The organism is Roseibium sp. RP-7, assembly GCF_053005225.1.
Genome location: NZ_JBRKQA010000001.1, coordinates 1,622,705 through 1,647,181, shown reverse-complemented (window position 1 = coordinate 1,647,181; position 24,477 = coordinate 1,622,705). Strand labels below are relative to the sequence as shown.

The window sequence follows — 24,477 nt, the reverse complement described above, 5'->3', positions numbered from 1 at the left end:
CAAAAATGGCAAATTCATAGACCCACCCTGATGAGCTGCATAGTCAGCCTGCTTCCTCCTCTCCACCCCAGAGGATTCAACTTCGGTTCCGGCTGTAGCTGCTCTCGCCATTTCGGCAATCCTTGAACGACTTAACCAATGGCCATCTGGAACCCATTTCCATCGGCCACACACAGTACCGTTTACGTCGTAAATGGTTAAAACCCGTTTAAGATTAACATGAATCTTTTCTTAATTTACAGCACAATGAAATTGTTGATATGCACAAATTATGGCCCGGCCCGCGCAGCTCTTGCGCGTCCCTCCCTGCCGGTCTTGTTTGATCCGACCTGAAGGAAGCCCTGCAGCATGAGCCTTGAAAGCGTTCGCAACCACCTTGCCAGTGCCGCCCCCGAACTTGAAGTCATCGTGACGGAAGACAGCAGTGCCACGGTTGACCTTGCCGCCAAGGCACATGGGGTCGAGCCCGGTCAGATTGCCAAGACGCTGTCGTTTCAGCTCAAGGACAAGATCTTTCTGGTGGTTGCCCGCGGCGATGCCCGCATGGACAACAAGAAGGCGAAAGCAACCTTTGGTGGCAAGGTGAAGATGCTGGGCCTTGATGAAGTGGAAACGCTGACGGGACACCCCGTCGGCGGCGTATGCCCTTTCGGCCTTGCCCAGCCGTTGCCTGTCTACTGTGATGTCTCGCTGAAGGAATATGACGTGGTCATTCCCGCCGCCGGCGCGACCAATGCCGCTGTCAGGATACCGCCGGAGCGCATGGCGGAAATCACCGGTGCGGAATGGGTGGATGTCTGCCAGCCGCCGCAGGATGCGTCGCAGCAGGCATAAGAGCCACATGAAGCCAGACATTCGCCCGGTGTCTGCCAGGCGTTACGCCCGGTAATAGTCCCGGTACCATTCGACGAACCTGGCAACGCCTTCCTGCACTGTGGTCTTCGGGCGGTACCCCGTGAGGCTTTGCAGCAGATCCGCATTGGCCCATGTCGCCGGAACATCGCCGGCCTGGATCGGCATGAGATTGCGTTCGGCGGTCCGGCCCGTAGCTGCTTCAATAGCTTCGATGAACTCGGTCAGCTGAACGCAGGTCGAGTTGCCGATGTTGACCACTCGCCAGGGAGCAACCGGCGAAAGGCTGTCGCCTTCCTTCACCCCTTCTCCCTCAGCCGGGCGAACAGGCACTGCGTCCATCAGCAGCCGGATGCCTTCGACGAGATCTTCCACATAGGTGAAGTCCCGTTTCATATCGCCGTAGTTATAGACGTCGATCGGCTTGCCTTCGAGGATTGCCTTGGTGAACTTGAAGAGAGCCATGTCGGGCCGTCCCCAGGGACCGTAGACGGTGAAGAAGCGGAACATCGTCACCGGAAGGTCGTAGAGATGGGCATAGGAATGCGCCATCGACTCTGTTGCCTTCTTGGTCGCCGCGTAGAACGACATCTGGTGGTCGGCCTTGTCGGTCTCCGCATAGGGCATTTCGGTGTTGGCGCCATAGGCGGATGACGTGGAAGCAAGCAGCATGTGTTCCGGCGGGAAGGCTCTGGCTGCCTCGAGCAGCTCGAACGTTCCGCAGATATTGCTTTCCAGGTAGGAGCGCGGCGCTTCGATGGAGTAGCGGACACCGGCCTGCGCTGCCAGATGAATGACAAAATCCGGCCGCTCGGTACGGAACAGGGACATCAGCAGGTCCGGCGCCTCAACGCGGTCGTTCACCGGCTTGAAATGCTCGTTCTGCATCAGCATCTGCTGCCGGCGTTCCTTCAGGCGGACATCATAGTAATCCGTCATGGCATCGAGGCCGATCACCCGAAAGCCGTCCTTCAGCAGTCGGGTACACAGGTAAAAGCCGATAAACCCCGCAGAGCCGGTCACCAGAACGGTTTTCATGATTTGCCCAAAGCCTTTCGATCAAAAATTCATTTTACAAAACGCGTAAGTAGGTCAGCCAAGTTATTAAAAGGCTTCGAAGGTTCGGGCAATGGCGAAGTCTGCCCGAACCATCTTGGCCACCTGGAACCGCGACACTTACAGACGCCACAACACCTAGTACAAAATGGATTACCGCGGCGTGACACGCCCACAGAGCTTCTGAAAAACGACCGGTTCCCAAACGAAATTCCAGCTCGTCTGGCCGGGATGTCGCACCGGTCCCACAAACGAAAAAGCCATCCGCGTCCTTGCAACGCGGATGGCTGTCTTTCGCATGCCAGGGCAGGTCATCAGCCTGGCAAGGTCACTTTCGGCCTCTTGTCAGATGCCGCCGCCGTCGGCGGAGAAGCTGTTCAGGAACCCGCGCTTGCGCAGATATTCGACGATCTCCTCGGCAACTTCTTCCGGTTCCCGGCCGACGTTGCGAATATGAAGTTCCGGATTTTCCGGCGCTTCATAGGGGCTGTCGATACCGGTGAAGTTCTTGATCTCGCCCCGGTCGGCCTTGGCATAAAGGCCCTTCGGGTCGCGTTTGCGGCATTCCTCGATGGGCGTATCGACAAAGACCTCGATGAACTCACCGTCTTCCAGGAGATCGCGCGCCATCTGACGCTCCGAGCGGAACGGCGAGATGAAGGATACCAGCGTGATCATGCCCGCATCCGCAAAGAGCTTGGCCACCTCGCCGACACGGCGGATGTTTTCCACCCGGTCGGCATCGGTAAAGCCCAGGTCCTTGTTGAGGCCGTGGCGGACGTTGTCGCCGTCGAGCGTATAGGTGTGTCGTCCGTCGACATGCAGTTTCTTTTCGACGATCGACGCGATGGTCGACTTGCCGGACCCGGAGAGGCCGGTGAACCAAAGGACTGCCGGCTTCTGACCGAGTTTTTCAGACCGGGCGTTCTTGTCGACGTCGAGGGCCTGCCAGTGAATGTTGCTTGCCCGGCGCAGTGCGAACCAGACCATGCCCGCACCAACCGTCGAGTTGCTCATCCGGTCGATCAGGATGAAGGAACCGGTCGTGTGGTTGGCCTCATAGGGATCGAACGGCACCGCGGAGGACAGTGAGAAATTGCAGAACGCGATTTCATTCAATGCCAGCGTCTTGCCGGCCACATGCTCGAACGTATTGACGTTGATCTTGTGCTTGATCTCGGAGACCGTCGCCGTCACCGTGCGAGTGCCGATCTTCAGGAGATAGGGCCTGCCCGGCAGCAACGGCTCGTCCGACATCCAGATGACGTGGGCGGCAAACTGATCGGCAACATCCGGGCGATGTGCGGTCGAGGTCAGAAGATCGCCGCGGGAGATGTCAATTTCATCTTCCAGCGAAATGGTGACTGCCTCTCCGGCCCGGGCGGAGCTGACTTCGCCGCTTGCGCCGATGATCGACTTCACCCTGGACTGCTTTGCCGGACCGGCAACCACCAGTTCGTCGCCAACCGACACCTGGCCGCTGGCGACCGTACCGGAATAGCCTCGGAAATCGAGGTTGGGCCGGTTGACCCACTGCACCGGGAAGCGGAACGGGGCTTCCAGCACATGTTCGCCCACCTGCACCGTCTCCAGGTGCTCCAGAAGGGTCGGTCCGGAATACCAGTCCATCTTGTCGCTGCGCCCGGTGACGTTGTCGCCATAGCGCGCCGACATCGGAATTGCCTGCAGGGTTTCGAAATCGAAACCGTTGGCAAAGACCTCGAATTCCTTGCGGATTTCCTCAAATCGTTCCTGGGAATAGCCGACAAGGTCGATCTTGTTGATGGCCAGCACGACGTGACGGATGCCCAGCAGCGACGCGATGAACGCGTGGCGACGGGTCTGGACCATCAGGCCGTTGCGGGCATCAACCAGCAGCACGGCAAGGTCGGCGGTGGAAGCGCCGGTGGCCATGTTGCGGGTGTATTGTTCGTGGCCCGGGGTATCGGCAACGATGAACTTGCGCTTTTCGGTCGCAAAGAACCGGTAGGCAACGTCGATGGTGATGCCCTGCTCGCGCTCTGCCTCAAGACCGTCGACCAGCAGCGCCAGATCGATGTCCTCTCCCACGGTGCCATGCTTTCTGGAATCGCGTTCCAGCGCGGCCAACTGGTCTTCGAAGATCAGCTTGGTGTCGTAAAGCAGGCGGCCGATCAGGGTCGACTTGCCGTCGTCAACGGAACCGCAGGTCAGGAAGCGGAGCTGGTCCTTGCTTTCCTGTGCCAGGATATAGTCGGTGACGGCTGTCTCTGCAGCTTCCTGTATGTTCTCGATCGTCATCTTAGAAATATCCTTCCCGCTTCTTCTTCTCCATCGACGCACTTTCATCCTTGTCGATGAGGCGGCCCTGGCGTTCGGATGTACGGGCAATCAGCATTTCGCGGACAATGGCGGGCAGCGTATCGGCATCCGATTCAATGGCGCCGGTCAGCGGGTAGCAGCCGAGCGTGCGGAAGCGGACCATCTTTTCCTCGATCTCTTCGCCGGGCTGCAGTTTCATGCGGTCGTCGTCGACCATGATCAGCATGCCGTCGCGGTTCACGACCGGGCGCTTTGCAGCAAAATAGAGCGGCACCATCGGGATGTCTTCCGTCAGGATGTACTGCCAGATATCCAGCTCGGTCCAGTTGGACAGCGGAAACGCACGGATGCTCTCGCCCTTTGCCACACGGGCATTGTAGAGGTTCCACAGTTCCGGCCGCTGGTTCTTCGGGTCCCAGCCGTGATTGGAATTGCGGAAGGAGAAGACGCGCTCCTTGGCGCGCGACTTTTCCTCGTCCCGGCGCGCGCCGCCGAACGCGGCATCGAAGCCGTATTTGTTCAGCGCCTGTTTCAGCGCCTCGGTCTTCATGATGTGCGTATGAACCGAGGAGCCGTGGGAAAACGGGCCGATATTCTTTTCAAGCCCTTCCGGGTTGGTATGGACGATCAGGTCCATGCCGAGACGCGCGGCGGTCTCGTCACGGAAGGTGATCATGTCCCGGAATTTCCAGGTCGTATCCACATGCAGCAGCGGAAACGGCGGCTTGGACGGATAGAATGCCTTCATCGCCAGGTGCAGCATGACGCCGGAGTCCTTGCCGATGGAATAGAGCATCACCGGATTGGAGAATTCGGCCGCGACTTCGCGGATGATGTGGATGCTTTCTGCTTCCAGCCGCTTCAGATTGCTGAGGCGCTCGGGCGAGATCCCGTGAGATTGCATGTTCATGTTCGCTTTTCCGTTTGGCCGGCGAACCGGCCGTATCAATCGTTCGGCACGGGCCAACCGCCCGCGCAATTTTGCAAATCGTCAGGCAGCGGGCGCGACATCCCGCAGGAGGTTCCTGCACCCGGCTGCCAGAAAAAACGGGTTCCGCAAGTCGTCCTTGCGGGCGTTTTCCGGCACCCGGTAGACAAAGTCCTCGCCGGTTGAAGCCAGAACGACCGCCCCGCCGGCGGCGCGCACAACAGCATCGCCGGCGGCAATGTCCCATTGCATCGTGGGCGCAAGACGGGGATAGAAATCGGCCCGGCCGGCAGCCACCCAACACAGTTTCAGCGACGAGCCGACGTTAAGTTGCTCGGCGACACTCAGCCGTGAAATCAGGGCAGAGGTTTCTTCCGAAAGATGAGAGCGGCTGGCGAGCACGCTGATGCCGTCCAGCGGTGGCGTGCGAACGGAGATAGGCGCAACATCGCTGATGCCGCCGTTCGCGATGGTTCCCTTGAAGGCCCTGGTTTCGGTTTTGCCGTTTTCCCGGATTTCCCCACCCCAATAGATTTCTTCGAGGGCTGGTGCGGAAACCACGCCGAACACCGGGCGGCCATCCTCGATCAGGGCGATGTTGACGGTGAACTCGCCGTTCTTCTTCAGGAATTCCTTGGTTCCGTCGAGCGGGTCGACCAGGAAGTACCGCGCACCTGCCGCAGGCAGCTTGCCGGCTTCGACCGCTTCTTCGGCCACCACCGGAATGTCGGGGAACTTTTCCGCAAGGCCCGCGAGAATGATTTCCTCGGCTGCCGCGTCGGCCTTGGTCACCGGAGACCCGTCGACCTTGTTCTCGACCTCGAAAGGTTCCGCGTAGATTTTGAGGATTTCCTCTCCGGCCCTCAGGGCCAGCAGGTTCAAGAAAGATATCTGGTCTTCAGTCATTGATGCCTCAATTCGCGCCGGGAAATATTGCCCCCCGCGCTGTCCGCCCGCGTGGCTGTCCCGTAAATAGAAAGGTACAGTGTATCAATTCAAGGAATGGTGTTCCACGTTTTAGCCTGAATACAAAAAGCTCAGGTTTCTCTGACCGTCGCAAGGGAGCTTTTGTTGCTCCCAACATGGTCCTATGCCGGGCTTTACCTGACTGATCCATACGTGGATTCACCGATTGGCAAGGGCTTTGCGCCTAAACTTACCCCAAATGGGGGTTAAAGTGCCCTTGGACACCATGAGAATGCGAGAAACCCATGTCGGACGCCAAACCATTTCCGCACGCACCCGCGGATGAGAGCGCCAGCGAACAGATGCCGCGGGAGCGGCGGGCACGCGTGTTCAAGAAAGGCAAGATGGTCTTTCAAAACGGACTGAGATCCATTCCCTGCATGGTGCGCAACATCTCCGAAGGCGGCGCTTTGCTGGAATTCGAGCAGGCCTACATGCTGCCCAAGGAATTCGACCTTCATATCGACCTGGAAGACTATGAAGTCACCTGCGAACGCCGCTGGGAGGAAGGCCTTCGCTGCGGCGTCCAGTTCATCGGCGAGAAACGGCATGTTGCCGCACAGCGCGCGCAGGTGCTGAAAAGCTCCGAAGAAGCGCTGAGAAGCGAACTCGACGAGCGCCGCGACAGCCCGGACAACTTTTTCCAGCGCCGCCACCAGGACGAACCGCATGCCGACGAGCGCACCTCCGTGCGTCGCAACCGGCAGGACGCAAGTGCCGGCGCCGGCAAGCCGACCTTCGGCAAGAGGCGCTGATACGCTGCGCGCGGCAAAATACGTCAGACACCCTTTCTCTTCGCGGTGCTCGACAGACAGCCAGCAAGTGCACCCCGCCGCCCAAGGCAGAATGTCGGCTTCCACGCCAGCGCTCAAAATTCCTGGATATGATCCGCCTCCGCGTCGTACCCTTTGAAGATCACGCCAAGGCGTGTTTCGAACCAGGATCATGACCAGGAAACAGCCCGTGGCGACCACCCTCTACGACATGAGCGTGCCAACCTTCCTGCAAGCGGCACGCGCCGTCAGCGGGTTTCTTCAAAAAGCGGCAACCCATAGCCAGCAGACAGGCACCGATCCGGACGACTTCGCGACCGCGCGGCTTTATCCGGACATGGCTCAGTTCTGGTTTCAGATCGAGTGCGTCGACAATTTTTCCGTCTGGGGCCTGGAAGCAATGAGAACGGGTGCCTTCACCCCTCCGCCGCTTGTCGGACCAGCTCCATATGCGGCTCTGCAGGACCGGATCGCGCAGACAGTGACACGTTTGCAGGCCTATAAGCCTGCCGAGGTAAACGACTGGTCAGGCCGGCCTCTCGACCTTGATCTGGTTCACATCAGCCCCGCGCCGATGCCCCTGACATCGGAGACCTTTCTCCTGTCCTTCCTGCTGCCGAACTTTCATTTCCACGCCGTCACCGCCTACGACATCCTGCGCACGCGCGGCGTGCCCATCGGCAAGCGCGACTATGAAGGCCAGTTGCGGACGAGGCCGGACTGACGGCCCTTGCCCTTGCCCTCACCCTCACCCTCCCCCTCACCGGCAGAAACGGACGGGGGGCGCCAACTGGAAAGCCGCGCAGGCAATTCATCCAGTTTCAAAGCCGTTTTCAAGACACCTGCGCAAACAGATATGGCCCACCGGGCAAAACCCGGCAGGCCATATCGTCAGCGGAGGTTCAAAACCTCTCAGGCTGCCTGGCGTTCACGCTCCAGCGTCCGCACGGTGGCCGGGCGTTCGCTGCACCGCTTCACCCAGTCACGGATCGCCTCGTTGTCCGGCAACATGTCCGGCAGCCACAGGAACGGGCCGCTGCACAACAGGTCGACGGCGGAATAGGTTTCGCCCAGCAGGTAAGGCTGCTTTTCCAGCGTCTCCGCCAGCCGCGCGACCATCGTGTCGAAATCGCGCAGGCTCGCCTCCACGGCCGGATGCGTAAACTGGGCGAATTTCAGGATGATGACCGGCTCCATCACACCCTGATAGTAGAACAGCCAGGACAGATATTCCCCGCGCCCCGGCTGGCCTTCGATCGGCCCCAGCCCGGCTTCGGGAAACTTGTCGGTAAGATAAAGCATGATCGCGCCGCGCTCGCGGATCCCCTCGGTACCATCGACCAGGTAGGGCACCTTCTTTTCCGGATGCGGGTTGGATGCATCCGGCCCGCCCGAGCCATCCTGCCGGCGAACCGTCACTTCCTTCACCTCGACGTCGGCGCCCAGCTCTTCGATCAGGGTCACGATCGCCGAAGACCGGCTGTTGGGAGAATGGTAAAGCGTCAACATGGGAAAGCTCCTTTTCTTTGTGATGCCAAAGGTATAGCTTCCCCCTGCTGACAATTTACGGCAGGAGCAAAAATGGCCCGCATGGACAGGCTGATGCGTCTGATGGATACCCTCAGGCGCCTTCCCCAACCGGTCACCGCAGCGCGCCTTTCCGAAGAGACAGGCGTTTCCCTGCGCCAGCTCTACCGCGACATCGCCACCTTGCGTGCGGGCGGCGCCCTGATCGACGGGGCCGCGGGCGTCGGCTACACCCTGACGGAAGATCCCGTGCTGCCGCCGCAGAGTTTCTCCCGGCTGGAAATCGAGGCGCTGATGCTGGCGCAAAGCGGGCTGGACCAGATCGGCGACGAGACACTGAAAAAGGCCGGCCGCAACGCCATGGCCCGCATCATCGCCACCCTGCCCGACCGGCAGGCACGCCAGGCCATGCACACGGTGATGCGCAGTTGGCGGCAGCCGGACAAGCGCCCGCCGGTGACGGTGGATCTCGACCTGTTGCGCGAGGCCTGCTGGGAGGAATTCAGCGTGATCATCACCTACCGCGACCTGCAGGAGCGGACGACCACAAGGGAAATCTGGCCGATGGGCCTGTCCTATAGCGAAACCTCGCTGCTACTGCTCGCCCATTGCCGCCTGCGGCAAGACTATCGCCACTTCCACGTCAGCCGGATCGCCTCCCTGGCGCCCGGCACCGAAAGCTTCCGCCCCAACCGGGTGGGCCTGCTCCGCGACTACATCCAGCAACGGGGGTATGACCGGAACAGGTCACCTCAGCGCAGTGAAGTTGGGTAAAGTGCGAATTGGAAACGGACTAACCTCAAAACGGGGAAGTTTGGGGGGAGCGAGTCAGGTACATTGCGAGCTGAATGGTGCAACGAGATTTACCGGACCCGATGAGCAAGACTGCCTCTTGCACCGGCACCTTAAGTGCTATGATGCGGTTGTTAATGGCTGCAAAAATGGGAGCCAGACACCCCAGCAGGTCCGGATAGATTCAAACTAGACCTAAGACTTGAGAGATGTCGCGCCATTTTATTTCTTTCGGGAGCGCCTCTCCATCAAAGAAGGCTCTAAACACCGCAACTACGTCATCTATGAAAAGGACTTCGTCAGGCCATATAGTCAAATTTCCCCCACCAAACATTAGAGTTTGTTCGCCCTCAAAAGGTACTTTAGCTTGTCCCAAGTGAGCGCGCCAATGCTTGGAAGCTTGCGGGTCTCGCATTTCCAACACACAGGTTACTCCGCCACCAGCAACCTGCAGATAAGGGCCATCTTGCCTCGTTAAGCTTGCATATGACTGTGGGCCGTAGCTCTTCAGTTTTCGCAAAGTCTTTTCAACTTCGGAGAAGATCGAAACCTGTACAGGGCTTTTCTTTTCGACTTCTAGAAGCATGTTCATGGTAGATAGATCGTTATGTTGCCAACCACTTTTTCACCTGCAAGTTTGCCGATACCGTCTGCTCCAAACCTGTTAATGAACATATCGTCAAGGTTTTGTTGAGGGCTTTTCGTTGCTCCACCGTGAATAGCCCCAAACTGATAAAGCACATAGTCTGCGCGTGTGCTGGCGTAATAATCCAGTCGAACAGGTTCCAGCCCTGCTTCTGGCTCAGACCAGATATTAAGTAAATTTATGTAAAAAATTTGATTAATTCACATACTATCTAGATTTCATAGAAATTCCACAGTGCCTTGGATTGATTTTGATATGGCATTGTTATTATTTAGACCTGCCTTCCAACAACTTTTCCAATTTGGATATTGAAATACCTGGACAACCCGCCAATTTCCAAGCGTTGAAATATTCAGGATAACTCGAAAGAATATATCCATCCTCCTTTACTGATTTTTCCTCGTCGCAATAGCCAAATTTTTTCATAAACTGCAGGTGACTTAATGCCATCCCTCTGAGCCGTGAGGAGTTCATATCCATTTTCTTGAACGCCTTCTCGTCTGCGTACTGGCTTTCTCCTGTCATCATCCCAATTAAGTCGTCGACAAGGCCCAGTTCGAGAGCACGATCAATCAGTTTTTCTTCGACAAGGCTCATCTCTAATATCCGAACTTAAAATATAACGCGCCATCTACTTCAACTTTGGTAATATCTAATGTCTTCATAGTTTTCCCAAGGGCGTTCCCCAAGCCGCATCAAGCAGACTTAATCCACAACGAGAAGGCTTCGGATAAGATGGCGTATCAGGGTCAGCTGAATATCGTGACCTGAGACCCGAGTTTCTGCCGGTTTGGCGCGCGCCCTTCAGGGCAAGGTCCCGGCCGGTTGTGACTGACACGTTGCCGCCCGCCGTAACATCCGTATTGGTTTGATAGGTCTCCGCGTGCTCATAGGGGCACTTTTAGCTCGGGCTCAGGTCAGCAGCCTGTTTTACTGTTTCAATCCCTTCAGACTTCGTAGTCGCCCACATGGTCAAGATAGAATGTTGTGTCCTGGTAAAGTTGCAAAACAAACTCGTTGAATGAGTTTGAAACGAGTTTTTTGTCATATGGGGCATAGACCGCGTTAGGGTTAGCTGAATGTGGTCTAAGGACAAAATAGCTGTAACTCCCCATATCAAAGAAAGGGAGTTCTCCGTCGGCGACAAGCTCAGCATCGTATTGAAAGCTCACGTCTTCACGGAGCCAGAGTTCACTCAGGCGTCGCAAGTCCACAAATATATTCAGATAGTCGGTCTGTAGGACCCCTTTGCGACTTCGTACCAGATGGCCACTCCCAACTTTGGCATAAAAGCGTCTGAGTTCATGCGGTATCACGATCCCCATGCGTTTTTCAGCATCGTCAAGTTCAGCTTCTTCTATCTTCCAGAATTCATTTTTTGGGGCGTAGCCACGATGGTCATCTGGTACTCGAAACTGATTTAGTTCAGAGAAAATTTTGTCGACTTCCTTGATACTTAACGACATCGTTATGGTGATCCAATCATCTGCATCAAGTTCTTGAAAGCACTCCCAGTCCCATGGATGTCACCTTGATGCTGATCTGGGAACCTCGCAGGCGCAATTACCATTGTATGGGACCACTTCACCCATACGACGATCACTACGAATCGTTCGTACACCGGATAGATTCAATGCATCAAAGTCTGCGACAGGTGGAATGATCAGAGTTGGATACGTCCCTCGGATAATTCAACAAAGAAAGTAAACAAATCAGACGATATCGCTCGTTCAACGCCCGGCCCTATAGCTAATATTTTCGTTCTAGGTGACGCTTTGGTATCGAGGAAAAAATAGATACCAGTGCCGTCATCCGAAATCGGGATATATGCTGGGTTCTCAGCCCCAGCTTGTCCCCAATCCCTGAACTGCTTTGTCACCTTTGTCACGTCTTGCCAGAGTGGCGGATCGTTTTTTTCAAAGCCAGGCAAGCCATAGATTTCAACACCTCCGATCAAGCCGGAACCAAATCTTTGCAAAAAATCTCGGTACTGTTCCGGAAATCTGACACCTAGGTCTGCTTCTGCTGCTGCAACCTCTGCCTCCGGAACAGGTCCGTAGACCTCACCAGCTGCACACATTTCTTCGAACTTCCGGTTATAACTCATGAATTTTCCTCACTCAGCAAGTTGCCCTGAGTTGAAAACTCTTGATATCGCTGTTGCCAATATGATTGTGAATAGTTCGGTTGCCCGCTCCCAAGGCGCAATCCCACTGAACAAGAATAAAGAAGAAATCATTATTGATACTTTTTCATTTTTTGTACTGGACCAAATTAATTCGTGAAATGAACCGGCCGATCGACTTTTGCCAAAGCCTCTTTCGTCTTCACTCTTGCATCTTGTGAAGTTGCTTCGCGCGTGACGATGACTTTTGCGCTGGAAATCAAGGTTCGTTTTTTGACCACGTTGATCCGGAGCGTCCCGATGTGAAGCACTTCACCGCCCTTGACCGAGAAGGTCGGGGACAGTGCTTTCTTCAGCTTGTCAGTGCCCAACAAAACGTCAGCCCAGTCACCGCCAAGCTTGACCACGGAATCGCCGCACGAAACTCTGGTGATCCGATAAGTGCTTGGTTCCACGACAGCTTTGTCCTTGTCAGATCCCAGGCTGAAAACGTCGCCGTTAGAAATAAATCGGTATTTTGAAGTCGCGACATTGATCATCGTGATCGAACTGCCCGGGCAATATTTGGCGTTGTAGTAGACATCGCCGAGGACAACTGCCTGTCCATTATCCAACGCCTCCTCGAGCTTCTTTGCATCGGCCTCATCAACTGTCTTCAAGGAGTTTTCGGTAGACGTTTGGCAGGCGGCCAACAGGAGGCACAAAGGCAGGAACACCAGTCTATTCACATTTTTTCCTTCTGGAGCTGAAGCGCAGTCAATCGACCGCAAGAGGACGGTGGCGAGCATGGCCTGAAGCAGACACTCACCCTGTGCTCCTATTGAAGGGAATTTCCGAAAGAATCAACCAAAGATTGAAAATATTAGGTGTGCAATTTTTGCGAGCGCAATCTCCTGATGAAATTGACGCCTGCAATCAACGTGGCTGCCGGTATCCAAGCGGGCTAGGTGCCTACCAATGATATATTGAGTAAAAATTTATCCGGGATAGTCTTGGGGATATTGTCCTTCGAAACAGTTTCGAACGGTGATATTACAAGAACAAAATCACCAACATTCCACAAACACAGCCTACAGAGAACTAGTATTTCTTTAAGATGATTAGAGATCTCTGTATCTAAATTTTTTTCCGCCTCTCCAATTACGATATCCAATTCTCTGATAAGTTGAGACAAATTTTCTGTAGTATAAAAATATGATGGATCACAGTCATCAACCCCCGCCAACATTTCAAATCGTCCGGCATCAGCTTCACGCTCCAAATAATCACCGTTCCGTCGGTGCGTGGTAAAGTAGATCAGCTGATTGTTGGCCTGACTGTATAACGCTATGCCCTGTGTCATCTTACCTCACAAAGAACCTGACCTGCTCCCCTGAATGTCCGCGTTCATAAGTAAGCTCTGTTCACGGTGTGATCTTTGCTGGACTGGTTTGCAAATTCATGGGGGGTGCGACCGTCGAGGCTCGTATGCGGTCGGTCCAGATTGTAGTCGATCTTCCAGTTTCGATAATGTCCCGGGCGTGTCGGTAGCTGCGGAACAGATATTTCGTTGAGGCATTCATCCCTTAGCCGGCCGTTGAAGCTCTCGACAAAACCATTTTGCATCGGTTTTCCTGGCGCGATGTAGTGCCATTCGACGCAGCGGTCCTGCTGCCATTTGAGAATGGCGTTTCAAGTGAGTTCCGTACCATTGTCGCTGACCACCATTAAGGGATAGCGAGTGCGGCGCTCAGCGATCCCGCCCAGGTCCCGTGCGGCCCGGGCCCCGGACATCGAATTGTCGACGACAGTTCCCAGACATTCCCGGCTGAAGCCGTCACAGCAAATATTTCGAAGTCCTTACAGATTCTACCTAAAATACATATCCAGCCGAATGGCAGCATTCTGTTTTGAAATATTGTAAATAAACAAAATAAAAAATTAAACACACTAAGCCACCATACCTGCAATATGCCTCCAGCTTTCAACATAGTCATCAGAACCAATATCAAGCGCCAATTCTATTATAGCGCTTGTTGGATTATCTGTTTCCTCAAATACAATTTTGTCTAAGGCACTTGCCAAAACAATAAAATTTTCAAATGTACTTGCTAAAGGCCTCACACGGGCACCCGGCGCAGTGGTAATATCTACAAAATAAACAGAACCGTCGCCATGATAAGGGCTCGCTTTTGCAATCCCAATAACGTCTGCTTCAAAAGAAGCTACGTTAACTAAATTGTCGGGAAGTAACGGATTTTGAAATTGTCCGTTTAGCTCTCTCAGTGAATCGAGAACACTAACATTGTCTCCTGGACACAAATCAAAAAAACCTAATGAACCCCCCTCGACTTGGTACTGACTAACAAAATCAGTATAACTCCTAGATAAACCTAAACCTCTTACAACTTGGTCTAACCCCACTAGTGGATTGACTCTTTCCTTTAAAATGGCTCCACCAAAGGATCTGATTTCTTGCTCTCTGCTGGAATAGTATTCCAATGCTTCAGTAATTGTTTTGACCATATGCATCAATCTTGGAGATAGGCAAAAAGGTAACTTCGTGGGAATTGCGTTAGGAACCACGCGAGAAAAACACTGAAATTATCTTTTAGTTCATATTATTTACAAGCTACTTTCAGCCTGACAAAATCAGCGCTCTCCAGAATAATTGCAATTACTTTTTTCAACCCAAGACAGCTTCCGATAACAATGCGACCCCTAACTTAGGACTTACGCTTAAATAAATTAATCAACTAAAACTAATTTTATGCAAATTAATAAACTAACCTCAGCCTAAACATCGTGAGTTTCGGGTTTATATCCCTGCTCAATTCTATCAATTAGAAGCGGCGCGCTTATTATTCCGCGAAGTGAATATCGCAATTCAGAAGCTGTCAATTCTCGATCAAGCATCACTTCGTGTTCGCCGTCCCAAATCCACCAAGGCCCACATTGTCCGTCTGGCGCGACAACCCGCGTTCTAAATCTGGGAAACTCGTAGTTGCAGTCCGAGACTGGGACATTCGCAACAATGGATAGCAAACCTTCATCTAAAGCAGCCTGAAGAGGAAAAAACGCATGAAATTGAGGTCTTCCTCGAACTACCTCGGAATAATCCTTGGGCGAAGTTGCATAATACCCCTCAAATATCGACAAAAGAGAACCAAATCTTTGATTTTTATGTGTAAACTGAGCGTACGCGACCCCCTTTGAAGTTTGAATCTGGACTACATCTCCAATTTTAGCCCGTTTTGCCATTTAAAATCCTGGTTACCTTTGCTGCCTCAAAAGCTCTGCACCACGAACTAGTGCTTGCTCATATCTTGTCGTTTTATTGACTTTGGAAATTGAGTTGATTTTGTTGATGAGAGAACCGCCATTTTTGCTTAAGCAGTAGAGGTTGATGAGAACTTGCTCAACAGCCGCCTCCCGGTCCGCAGGGCTTCGGCGCGGGCCGTGTCGCCTTCGGCTTCTGCCGCGTCGGCCTCGGCTTCCAGGTCGGCGGCCTTGATGCCGTCGCCATCGCCGTACCGATCAAAGGCACACCATCGCGGTCAATCTCGGTCTCGATCCCGCCGAAACACCTGAGTTTCTCTATTACGGAACGGCAACCCGCTTCCTCGAAAACACCAGAGAACGAGGCCTTTTCACGCTAGACCGTCAGTATGTACACCTGATCGCAGATATCGAAACGGCAACTAATTTCCTGATAAACTTCATGATACTTGAAGCTTTTCCAGATCATCCGACCAGTAACGTTTGCTCTTTATCTTACCAGCCACTTCGAGTTGGTAGGTGGGCTTTCCCTCTTTGTGATGCCAGCCGATGCCGACTACAGTGCCATTGTAATCCCGCCCTTTAATTCCAACAGCCTCACCAAGCTCAAAAATCCAAGATTTTTCTGGCCTAATCAGTTTCAAGCCTTCCGGACGTACACGAAATTGCTCAGTGCCTGAGCCAATCACAGTATACTCGCCATCATCGGTCAAAACACGGAAGACAACACCATAGGGCTTGAACCTTCTCATGCGATCCAAGTCATTCGGATGAATTAAGTGCTCTCCACTCTCTTCAAACCAAGAGCAAAGTGCCCACCTAGTTTCGTCAGCCATCAAACGGTACATACCCTTGGAAATCGATGCGGAGACAGAAACAAGATTTCCGGATGAATGGGGCGATATTGAACGGGGTACCAATCAAACGTAACGTTCAGTGCTGACAATGCGCCAAACATCGTCAGAAAAACTGCAAAGAAAATCCGAATCTGTTGACCGATCAAAGTCATGAAGTTCTATGCCGTTCAAATTTAACACCCAATTCAATTAATCTCTGTTCGTCGGTATGTGAGAAATTTTTGAACTCAAGTTCCACACATTCATTTTGAAGAATTTGTTCAACAACCGTTTTTGCATCAGCCAATCCTAAGTCACATTTTGCTCTTAGAAAGTGGTTGAATTGAACTTTGTTAAAGCCTTCATCCCAGCCAGTTAGAGTGATCTTGGTCATTCATTTACCCTGATAATGATGTCTCTTGGGGTGTGGCCGGGATTTGCGCCGGTAGTCCTGGTGCCACCTTTAATAACCACTTGATCGACACCTTGCTGCTTGCCCAGATCACGGGCAAATTGTCTTAACTCACGGACGCTGCTTGTTCCCGCTCCAGCACCATCAATATGTAAGTCGCTCAAAACTAGCCGGTTGCCATCCCGCGCCTGGTTGGTAATGACCGTGATATTGCTACCATTTCTGCCGGTCATGGAATATTCGAATACATCGCCATCTTGGGCAACTACGCGTGGGCCTGTCCTATTTGGGGCAAAAGAGGAGCGCAAAAGCGCGTAGTCTGCTCCGGTGTTTTCCACGCCATCCAATGCGCGCATGTTGCCGGTTTGCGCGAGCGCAGCGCTGGTAAACGTGAGATTTGCACCAATTGCAGGTGGAGCACGAGCGGTATTCGTCGGAATAACCGGTTGCACGCTCAGATCCCGCACTACCACAGGATAGCTGAACCGCGACCAATCCCCCGGCGCAGCAAACGCATCATATGATCCAAATGCTACGATTAGCAGCGCAAGTAAGGTTCGGATCAAGAGGCGGAGAGATGCCATAAAGCCTAACCGTCCAAAGAAACAAAAACAGCATCCCCAAGTTGAGGAAGCACTTCTATAGAATCAAATAGCAGGTCAATCTGTTGCCGCTCCGGCCACCATTTATGGCCAGAAAGTTTGTTTGCGTGAACCTGATTGCTGAATTTTATTGATACAGCCCCAGCTTCGAGCGGTACCTTATCAAGGTCGACTTCCAGACGCACGGCAACAATTGACTTGCCCGCCACCACATCGACAGATTCTACAACACCAATATCAATCACGGGGAATTCCCATACTATCAAGCTGGCTTCCAAACTCCTGAACTCGCGCTTGGTTCACAGCATGTTCAGCATCGGAAATTCCATAGGCCCTCTGATTATTTACCAGTCTAGTCGCCGCTTCATATTCCGCTCTAGCGGTAGCCCCAGCGTTCCCATACTGTGAAACCCATTGATCATAGCGGCCAGTTCGGTGCTGCCCGGAGTGGATTAACTCCTCAAAGATTGTGCTTGGGCTAGCGTCAGGACGGACGAGGATTGTTTCAGCGTTGAACGTGACTCCATCAGCTCCTCTGGTCTCAAGATATCTTAGCGCGTCCTCAGAGCTATCAAAGACTTTCCCCTGTCTTGCGAACGCCTCTTGGATTTTCGCAAATTGCTGAGGGTTCATCGGATCGAAGGACGTGGGACGCTGGCTGAAAAGCTCCCCTCTCCTATTTAAGGCCTTCACGTTTGCGGAGAAAGCTTCGGCAATCTTAGACCCAAGCCTTCTCGTAATTAAGGCACCAGCTTTTGCAACAGCTTCGCCGACAACGTGCCCACCTGCTTGCGCAATCAATTCCTCGGCCTGAAGAACTGTGATGTACTGCGACCAGGTCATTCCCGTCGTATCGAAGCCCAAAGAGCTCTCGCTCGGTGGCGTCATCTTCAGGAAAGTGGCAAGGTGCAGCTCTTTCTGACCAATGGTATTGTAGAGCTTGAGCACCGTCTGGTTCTTGGTGTTCTTGCAGCTTGGCGCCTGGCAGTGCAAAGCCTCGTTCGCCAGCTCAAGCATCAAGACCGTGTCATAAGAAAGCCCAGATACGCTCTCGATGTCCCATTTGGTGATCGATTTCAGTTGAGCGCGGTCAGCGGCTGGCAAGTCTGCAAAAATGCGCGCTGCCAGAGCAGCCTTTGCATAGGCTTGAACGCCGGGATCAAGGCTCTCACAATATTCTACGAGTTCGGCAAGCGTCTCCCGTTTGATCCCGAACATGAGATCTTCAATCGCAGTCTGAGAGCAGTCCGCAGCGTAGGCTGGAGTAACAATCCAGTTCAGCGGGTTGTACCGATTATACCCTTGGCGACCGCCGCAGGCGGCCAAGCGCTTTAGCAGTTCGCGCTGTTGGGGAGACACATCCAGCTTTTCGATGGCCTGCCCTACCGCGGAAAGAACCTTGCCCAGGTCCCGCACCGCCGTATCACTCACATAAAGCTCAAACCCTTCCTGCTTCTGCGAGGTCACTTCCACCACTGCGTCCGGGTCGCGGTTGAGGTTGGAAAGTTGGGTTTCAGTGGCGGTGGTGTCTTCCGCCGCTTCCCGGTCCGCTTCGGCGCGCAGGGCTTCGGCGCGGGCCGTGTCGCCTTCGGCTTCTGCCGCGTCGGCCTCGGCTTCCAGGTCGGCGGCCTTGATGCCGTCGCCATCGCCGTCGCGCACGGTGATCTCGCCCTCGCCAATGGTGGCGCGGGCAACGCCCTCGGTTTCGGAGTTGGAATAGGCCCCTTCCACCGTGATGCCCGGTTTGGACTTGCCTTCCGGATTGGAACCTATGCTGACGCCGACCGAGCCGGAAACCTGCCGGCCCTTGCGGTGAAGGTCGATATCCGCCGTTTCCAGACGCTCGGTTTCAAGGGTCAGGTCGCCGGAGCGAGAGGCGATTACCCCGCCGGTGATGGAGGTCGTTTCACCGACATCGGCATTGAGCGCGTTGTCGGTGACGATGCCGGAGGGGGCGTTCACCCAGGCCGAGCTGTTGGAGCCCTTGGCCCCGTTGACGCTGGCAGAGGCGCCGAAGGTGGGCCCAGCACCATTTGCCCCGAGCCCGATGCCAACGGAAACCCCGGCGCTGTAGCCACTGCTCTGGTTGGAGCCTTCGGCGGTATCCAGCCGGCTTTCGATCGTGAGGTTGCGGCCGATGTCAAGATCGGCACTGTCGGCTTCAATCCGCGCGCCCTTCAGGGCAAGGTCCCGGCCGGTTGCGACCGACACGTTGCCGCCCGCCGTCACATCCGTGTTGGTGTGATAGGTCTGCGACTGGCTGTAGGAACTCTGCTGGCCGGAGACATCCAGCCCCAGGCTGAGGCTGGCGCCGGGGGCGCCATTCTTGCCACTGGCGCCGACACCAAGCGTCAGCCCGATGCCCGCGGACATGCTGGAGCTTTCGCCCTCATAGGCGAGATGGTTTTGCGCCGATTCCAGGATGACATCCCGTCCCGCCGCCATGGCAATGTCGTTGCCGGCGTCGATCCGGGCGCCCTTGGCGGTGATGTCGCGTCCCGCTTCCAGGGACATGTCGTTGCCCGCCGACAGCGTGGCGGTGCGGGCGATGGCGCTAACCTCCGACGAGCTGCTTTCCTCGCGGGAGATGCCGATGCCGATGCGCACCCCGGCAATGGTGCCACCCTGGCGGATGGCGTTGAGCTGGTTGAGCGCGTCGACCGCCTTCAGCCCGGCGGAGACCGCGGAAAGCGCCTGATAGCCGAGATTGCCCTTGCCCGAGGCTGCCATGCGCGGGGCATCCGCCAGCGACTTCACCGGTCCGGAGATGTTTTCGAAGGCGCCGACCGACAGCGCGAAGGTGTCGATCTTGTGGCTTTCCGAATGGGCATAAAGATCGTGAACGCTGTCCAGGACGATGTCGCGCCCGGCGGTTATGCCAAGGTCTTCGTCGGCGGCGACGGAGGCAGCTTCGGAGACCACATCGCGCCCGGCATCAATGGAAACGTTCCGGCCGGACACCGCCGAGGTGACCTGGGTCAACGAGCTGGTGTCGGAGGTATGCCGTTCGGACTTGTAGCCAGCGACCACACCCATGTTGCCGGTTTCTGCAAAGAAGCCGCTTTTCTTGTCGACCCGGCTGTCTTCGGAGGTGTTTTGGGCGGCTTCCAGGCGCACATCGCGGCCGGCCAAAAGGGCAACGTCGCTTTCGGAGGATACGGCGGAGCCCTTGACCACGACATCCCCTGCACCGGCCGAGATCTCCAGATCGCCGAGCGCGGTCACCATGGAGCCGACCTGCGTGGTGCTGCTGCTGTCGCGTTTCCTGGAACTTGAGGTCAGGAAGCCGCTTTTGTTGCGCGCGGACCGGTCTTCCCGGCTTTCCTCCGCCGTGCCGATGGTGACGGTTTCACCGGCTGTCAGGCTGGCCGTGCCGTCGCTGGCAATCAGCGAGCCTTCCACGGCGATGTTGCGCCCGGCCTTGAGGTCGGCCGCGTCTGCCGCCTGGATGGTGGAGCCGGACACGCGGGTCTGGCTTTCGCGCACATCGTAGCGGTTGCTGCCAGCCTGGCCACTGGCTTCGAAATGGCTGTCGAGCTCGATGGCGGTTACCACCAGGTCACGGCCGGCGTCTATTTCCAGGCTGCCGCCGCTGGCAAGATCGGCCCCGGTGATGCGGGTGTCGTTATCGCTGCGGATGGTCAGCGTGTCTTCCGCCGTCACCGTGCCGCGCTCATAGGCCCAGGTGCCGATGGCCGTGGTGCCGTTGCCGGTCGCCCGCGTTGCGGTTTCGATCGAGACAGTCTCGCCGGACAGGGTCACATCCCTGCCGCTGATCGTGCCGGACCTGTTGAGCAGGGTGCCGGCGGCGCTGGCGACCAGGGTTTCGTCGGCCTTGATCGTGCCGCGAACGTTCCTGATTTCCGCTGCCTCCAGCGTCGTGTTGCGCCCGGCGATCACCGCGCCGGTCTTGTTGAGGTCCGTTGTCGAGGCAAGGTAGAGACGGGGCGCGATCACCTCGACGCCATCCACCACCGCGCGTTCGTACCAGACGATGTCGCTGGTCAGGAGTGCGATCTGCTCCTCGCTCAAGGACACGCCGAACGCCAGGTCCAGCGCCTCGGCCTGTGCGCCGGCGCTGTCGATCAGCGTCTTCATCTGCAGGGCATCGGAGGTCTGGTCGGCGGACAGCCAGCGGCGGCCCGTGGCCCTGCGCACCTGCTCGGCCACATACTGGCTTTCGAAATAGGCATCACCGAGCGAGCGGATGTGCTTGTCGATATCGGGAATGCCGACCGTATCCAGGAAATACTGGGACCCGAAGAATGCGCCGATGTCGACGAACGCGAAGCGGGTTTCGTAAAGGAACGGGCTGCTTTCCGGAGCGCGGCTGAAAAGCTGGCCGTTGAACTTGTAGGACGCAGGGTCGAAGGCCGGGGCCTGGGAGCTGGCGTTGAGCTGAACGATGGACGTGTCCTGCGTGGACTTTTGCAGCTTTTCGGGGGTGGAAGGCTCGCCGGCTTCGTTGGTGAGCGTGCCTGTCAGGTTGCCGATCAGCGATCCGCCGGCGTGGATGGTCGCGGGAACAGCATCGATGGTTTCGGCGCTCAGCGTCTTGCTTTGCACCCCGTTGTCCAGAAACTTGTGCGAGGGGGCAAAGCCCAGCGTGCGGGTTTCGTAGCTCGACCAGCTCTGGTGGATGGTGATGACCCGTGTCAGGGTCTTGCCGCCGTTGACGATGCTGGTGCCGTCGATGCGCATGTCGCCGGAGGCGACGATATCGCTGTATTCGTTTTCCAGCGTGCCGACATCCAGCACCATGTTGCCGTTCAGCGCCGCGATGCGCGCGACCGGGTCGACCAGCTCATAGGTGTCTTCGGTGACGTAGATGGTCACCACATCGCCCGAACCTGCTGCACCGTCCTCGTCGGGGGCGAGCATCAGCCAGTCGTCATAAGTGCCGTTGTCCGGGTCGAACTCGGCAATGGAAGTCGGTGCGTAGTCCTTCCACCAGTTCTGGTCCCAGTCCGCTGCCGTGGCATTTTTGGCCGTGAGGATCTCATCGATCTTTTCCGGGTGCGGCACGAAAACATAGCCGCCGGGCCCGCCGCCAGTGTCCCAGAACTGGTCCCAGTCGCCGATGCCGCCGGCCGCCCAGTATTTGGAGAACCCGCCCTTCAGCCAGTCGGGAGGATAGGCCCCGGCGACGACTTCATTGGCATATGCGGTCGTCTTGGTGTCGAAAGTGGCACCGGTGATGTTCTTCAGGCTATCAGCCCGGATCGTCAGCGTTCCGGACCTTGCCTCGATGATCCCGCCCTTGCGGTTGATGATGCCGGCCGCCTTGGTGCCGGCCGTGCGGCCTTCCAGCGACAGGCCGTTTTCGGCAACAAGAACGCCGCCATGGTTGTCCAGGTTGACCGAGCGGATGGTCAGGCCGTTGCCGGCGTGAACGCCGCCCCGGTTGGTGAAGCTGTCCAGCCCATCGAACAGGGCAGCATCATTGGCAATGATGTAAGCGTCAGCGGCGACATTGGTGGTTCCGCCGTTGACCGTCAGCCCGCCGGTTGCTTCCAGTTTGCCGGTCACCGACAGCATGCCGCCAATGGTCAGCTGGCCGGTTCCATTCACGCGCAGCAACCCGGCAACGGTCAGATCGTTGACGCTGAGGTCCAGCGCGTTGGTGGCGGTCAGCCCCGGGGCGGCAGCGGCAAGCGTTGCAGTGCCGGTGATGCTGCCGGAGATATCCCGCGCCGCGACCGTCGCCCCGGAACCGCTCAGGGAGAGCCCGCCAAGATCAAGCGCCAACGAGCCGACCTCCAGCGCGCCGAGCTGGTTCCAGGTGCCGGCGGTGATCCGTGTCAGGTCGCCGGACTGGAGGCGGGACCCGGCGGCAACGTTGAGCGAACCGGATGCGGTGAGCGTCAACGTGCCGGCGTCCGTTATCGCGGCGCCTTCGCCGGTGACACCGGCAAAAACCTTGCCGCCGGAAATGTCGATCACCGGTGCTGTCAGCGCGACATGGTCGCGCGCGTTGACCTCGCCCGCCGTTGCCACGGTCAAACGGCCGGCTGCCGAAAGGGCAAGGTCTCCGCCGGAATAAAGCACCGATCCGGAGGCGACCGTGACGTCGCCAAGGCTGGAGGCGACATCGATTGCACTGGCGATCGACGCACTGCCAAGGACCACATCGTTTGATGCCTGCACCGTGTAGGTGTCGGCGGCAACGGTTCCGGATTGCTGAAGCGCGCCGACGTTGAAGGTAATGGCCTCGCCCGCCTGAAGGTGGCTGGCGGCGGAAAAATCGGCCAGGCCGGTCGTTGCCACCTTGATGGAGCCGACCCCTGCTGCCAGCGTGCCACCGGGCGCCATGCCCGCCAGGAGCTGCGCCTCGTCAAAATCGATGCCTGTCGCTTCCAGATCCACCTGGCTGCCGGCACCAAGGGTTGCATCCTTGGCAACCTTGATATCGCCGCCGGCCTTCAGGATCAGCGTTTCCTGGCCATAGAGGGATGCATTTTGCTGAACGTCGACAGACCCGTTGACGGACCGGGCGCGCAGGGTCTTGCGGGCAGACACCGTGCCGCCAAGCACCAGCTTGCCATCGGCGGTTATCTGAAAATCGCCGGTGGCGGCCGTCGCGCTTTCAGGAGCCCGCACACCGACGCCGCTTTCCGTGCCGATCAGCTTGATGCGTCCGGCATACATGCCGCCAAGCGCCGAGGAATCAATGGCAAATTCCGGCTTGTCCGACGCCGACCCGGCTTTGGCCGCCACCGAGCGGTTGGCATAGTCGTAGTCGTTGCGACCGGCAAAGACGCCGAGGTTCTCGCCAGCGTGGATCTTGCCGTTGATTTCGACCGCGCGCGAGACGATGTCGAAATAGTCGACGCTTTCCGCCGCGACGCCATCCGCACCAATGGTGACAGTGCCCCGGTCGACAGAGAAGCCCTTCAGCGTTCCGGCATCTACCTGCGGCACCCCTGTTGTCAGCGTTGCCCGCGGAATGTTGATGAAGCCGCAGCCGTTACAGGTGATGCCGTTGGGGTTGGCGAGGATGTAGTCCGCCTGCCCACCGTGCAGCTCCGTCGCGCCCTGCAGCAGCGACCGGTTGGACGAGGTGACTTCGTTCAGGATCACCGTTGCCGGGCCGGAGCCTTGAAGGTTGGGGTTGCCGACAATGTAGCCGCCCAGGTTGCTTTGGCCGACACCTTTGGAATTGTTGAGGATCAGGCCGTTCTTGCCGACATTGAAATCGGTGAACTTGTTATGGGACAGGCCCTGCGCATTTGGGGTGACGATGTTCTGGACCGGCACGCCGTTTGGCGCCGCGATGATCTCCGGTCGGTTGCCGGGCGCAGCAGCGCCATCCGGTGTCAACCCGCCGGCAAAGGCTGGCAGGGAGGTCTGGACCAGGAAGACGGTACAGAAGAAACCATTTAAAACGGACTTGATCATAAGCC

At 56.4% G+C, this 24,477-nt stretch carries 22 protein-coding genes and 3 pseudogenes; 5 read left to right on the top strand and 20 right to left on the bottom strand.

The features are described 5' to 3' along the window. The first annotated feature begins 348 nt into the window (after positions 1 to 348). A complete protein-coding gene (locus tag ACVDG9_RS07480) occupies positions 349 to 834 on the top strand; it encodes a YbaK/EbsC family protein (RefSeq protein ID WP_022997877.1) in 486 nt (161 codons plus the stop codon). A gap of 42 nt (positions 835 to 876) precedes the next feature. On the opposite strand, the gene ACVDG9_RS07475 is transcribed toward ACVDG9_RS07480, so the two are convergent. From ACVDG9_RS07475 to cysQ, 4 genes are all read right to left on the bottom strand, one after another. Then, positions 877 to 1,890 (bottom strand): NAD-dependent epimerase/dehydratase family protein, encoded by a 1,014-nt coding sequence (locus tag ACVDG9_RS07475; RefSeq protein WP_152507172.1) that lies wholly within the window; start codon positions 1,888 to 1,890, stop codon positions 877 to 879. 363 nt (positions 1,891 to 2,253) lie between these two features. Further along, positions 2,254 to 4,188, bottom strand: a complete 1,935-nt coding sequence (gene cysN, locus ACVDG9_RS07470) for a sulfate adenylyltransferase subunit CysN (protein WP_447237649.1) — start codon at positions 4,186 to 4,188, stop codon at positions 2,254 to 2,256. Position 4,189: 1 nt separating this feature from the next. Beyond that, positions 4,190 to 5,119 carry a sulfate adenylyltransferase subunit CysD gene (gene cysD, locus ACVDG9_RS07465; protein WP_022997880.1) on the bottom strand — a complete coding sequence of 310 codons (930 nt, stop codon included), beginning with the start codon at positions 5,117 to 5,119 and terminating at the stop codon, positions 4,190 to 4,192. Positions 5,120 to 5,200: 81 nt separating this feature from the next. Then, positions 5,201 to 6,043, bottom strand: a complete 843-nt coding sequence (gene cysQ, locus ACVDG9_RS07460; protein WP_447237648.1) for a 3'(2'),5'-bisphosphate nucleotidase CysQ — start codon at positions 6,041 to 6,043, stop codon at positions 5,201 to 5,203. A 305-nt stretch (positions 6,044 to 6,348) separates the two neighbouring features. On the opposite strand from cysQ, the gene ACVDG9_RS07455 reads away from it, so the two are divergent. Beyond that, positions 6,349 to 6,858: a PilZ domain-containing protein gene (locus ACVDG9_RS07455; protein WP_022997882.1), complete on the top strand. Its 510-nt coding sequence runs from the start codon at positions 6,349 to 6,351 to the stop codon at positions 6,856 to 6,858. A 208-nt stretch (positions 6,859 to 7,066) separates the two neighbouring features. Next, the gene (locus ACVDG9_RS07450; protein ID WP_296600881.1) at positions 7,067 to 7,600 is read left to right on the top strand and encodes a DUF1993 domain-containing protein; all 534 of its coding nucleotides are present in this window, start codon (positions 7,067 to 7,069) and stop codon (positions 7,598 to 7,600) included. Between the two features lie 188 nt (positions 7,601 to 7,788). On the opposite strand, the gene ACVDG9_RS07445 is transcribed toward ACVDG9_RS07450, so the two are convergent. After that, complete coding sequence (locus ACVDG9_RS07445) at positions 7,789 to 8,385, bottom strand: glutathione S-transferase family protein (protein WP_055658632.1); 597 nt, start codon at positions 8,383 to 8,385, stop codon at positions 7,789 to 7,791. A 72-nt stretch (positions 8,386 to 8,457) separates the two neighbouring features. Between ACVDG9_RS07445 and ACVDG9_RS07440 the strand changes: the two genes are divergently transcribed. After that, a complete protein-coding gene (locus tag ACVDG9_RS07440) occupies positions 8,458 to 9,177 on the top strand; it encodes a helix-turn-helix transcriptional regulator (protein WP_447237647.1) in 720 nt (239 codons plus the stop codon). 202 nt (positions 9,178 to 9,379) lie between these two features. Here ACVDG9_RS07440 and ACVDG9_RS07435 read toward each other — a convergent pair whose 3' ends face one another. The 10 genes and pseudogenes from ACVDG9_RS07435 to ACVDG9_RS07390 form a co-directional block, all read right to left on the bottom strand. Beyond that, positions 9,380 to 9,787: a hypothetical protein gene (locus ACVDG9_RS07435; RefSeq protein ID WP_447237646.1), complete on the bottom strand. Its 408-nt coding sequence runs from the start codon at positions 9,785 to 9,787 to the stop codon at positions 9,380 to 9,382. Between the two features lie 321 nt (positions 9,788 to 10,108). Beyond that, positions 10,109 to 10,438, bottom strand: coding sequence for a hypothetical protein (locus ACVDG9_RS07430; RefSeq protein ID WP_077290423.1), 330 nt, complete (start codon positions 10,436 to 10,438; stop codon positions 10,109 to 10,111). Positions 10,439 to 10,502: 64 nt separating this feature from the next. Continuing rightward, positions 10,503 to 10,712, bottom strand: a pseudogene (locus ACVDG9_RS07425) (hypothetical protein); the annotation flags it as partial. A gap of 76 nt (positions 10,713 to 10,788) precedes the next feature. Continuing rightward, positions 10,789 to 11,307: an SMI1/KNR4 family protein gene (locus ACVDG9_RS07420; protein ID WP_447237645.1), complete on the bottom strand. Its 519-nt coding sequence runs from the start codon at positions 11,305 to 11,307 to the stop codon at positions 10,789 to 10,791. A gap of 197 nt (positions 11,308 to 11,504) precedes the next feature. Continuing rightward, positions 11,505 to 11,948: an SMI1/KNR4 family protein gene (locus tag ACVDG9_RS07415; RefSeq protein ID WP_447237644.1), complete on the bottom strand. Its 444-nt coding sequence runs from the start codon at positions 11,946 to 11,948 to the stop codon at positions 11,505 to 11,507. A gap of 167 nt (positions 11,949 to 12,115) precedes the next feature. Beyond that, the gene (locus ACVDG9_RS07410; RefSeq protein ID WP_447237643.1) at positions 12,116 to 12,694 is read right to left on the bottom strand and encodes a hypothetical protein; all 579 of its coding nucleotides are present in this window, start codon (positions 12,692 to 12,694) and stop codon (positions 12,116 to 12,118) included. Between the two features lie 215 nt (positions 12,695 to 12,909). Next, the gene (locus ACVDG9_RS07405) at positions 12,910 to 13,308 is read right to left on the bottom strand and encodes a hypothetical protein (protein ID WP_447237642.1); all 399 of its coding nucleotides are present in this window, start codon (positions 13,306 to 13,308) and stop codon (positions 12,910 to 12,912) included. Between the two features lie 44 nt (positions 13,309 to 13,352). Continuing rightward, a pseudogene (locus ACVDG9_RS07400) lies at positions 13,353 to 13,784 on the bottom strand (integrase core domain-containing protein); the annotation flags it as partial. Between the two features lie 111 nt (positions 13,785 to 13,895). Continuing rightward, on the bottom strand, positions 13,896 to 14,471 hold the full coding sequence (locus ACVDG9_RS07395; RefSeq protein WP_447237641.1) for a hypothetical protein: 576 nt from the start codon (positions 14,469 to 14,471) through the stop codon (positions 13,896 to 13,898). Positions 14,472 to 14,741: 270 nt separating this feature from the next. Continuing rightward, positions 14,742 to 15,206, bottom strand: a complete 465-nt coding sequence (locus tag ACVDG9_RS07390) for a hypothetical protein (RefSeq protein ID WP_082444647.1) — start codon at positions 15,204 to 15,206, stop codon at positions 14,742 to 14,744. Positions 15,207 to 15,486: 280 nt separating this feature from the next. On the opposite strand from ACVDG9_RS07390, the pseudogene ACVDG9_RS07385 reads away from it, so the two are divergent. Continuing rightward, a pseudogene (locus ACVDG9_RS07385) lies at positions 15,487 to 15,630 on the top strand (RNA 2'-phosphotransferase); the annotation flags it as partial. A 34-nt stretch (positions 15,631 to 15,664) separates the two neighbouring features. Here ACVDG9_RS07385 and ACVDG9_RS07380 read toward each other — a convergent pair. The 5 genes from ACVDG9_RS07380 to ACVDG9_RS07360 form a co-directional block, all read right to left on the bottom strand. Next, on the bottom strand, positions 15,665 to 16,060 hold the full coding sequence (locus ACVDG9_RS07380) for a DUF6960 family protein (RefSeq protein ID WP_235814925.1): 396 nt from the start codon (positions 16,058 to 16,060) through the stop codon (positions 15,665 to 15,667). 169 nt (positions 16,061 to 16,229) lie between these two features. Continuing rightward, positions 16,230 to 16,454: a hypothetical protein gene (locus tag ACVDG9_RS07375; RefSeq protein ID WP_145903718.1), complete on the bottom strand. Its 225-nt coding sequence runs from the start codon at positions 16,452 to 16,454 to the stop codon at positions 16,230 to 16,232. Next, positions 16,451 to 16,924, bottom strand: coding sequence for a hypothetical protein (locus ACVDG9_RS07370; RefSeq protein WP_447237640.1), 474 nt, complete (start codon positions 16,922 to 16,924; stop codon positions 16,451 to 16,453). The genes ACVDG9_RS07375 and ACVDG9_RS07370 overlap by 4 nt, the downstream gene beginning before the upstream one ends. Positions 16,925 to 17,061: 137 nt before the next feature. After that, on the bottom strand, positions 17,062 to 17,319 hold the full coding sequence (locus ACVDG9_RS07365; RefSeq protein WP_055658616.1) for a hypothetical protein: 258 nt from the start codon (positions 17,317 to 17,319) through the stop codon (positions 17,062 to 17,064). Beyond that, entirely contained in the window at positions 17,312 to 24,472 is a 7,161-nt protein-coding gene (locus ACVDG9_RS07360) for a two-partner secretion domain-containing protein (protein WP_447237639.1), read from the bottom strand. Before ACVDG9_RS07360 ends, ACVDG9_RS07365 begins: the two co-directional genes overlap by 8 nt. Between the last annotated feature and the right edge of the window lie 5 nt (positions 24,473 to 24,477).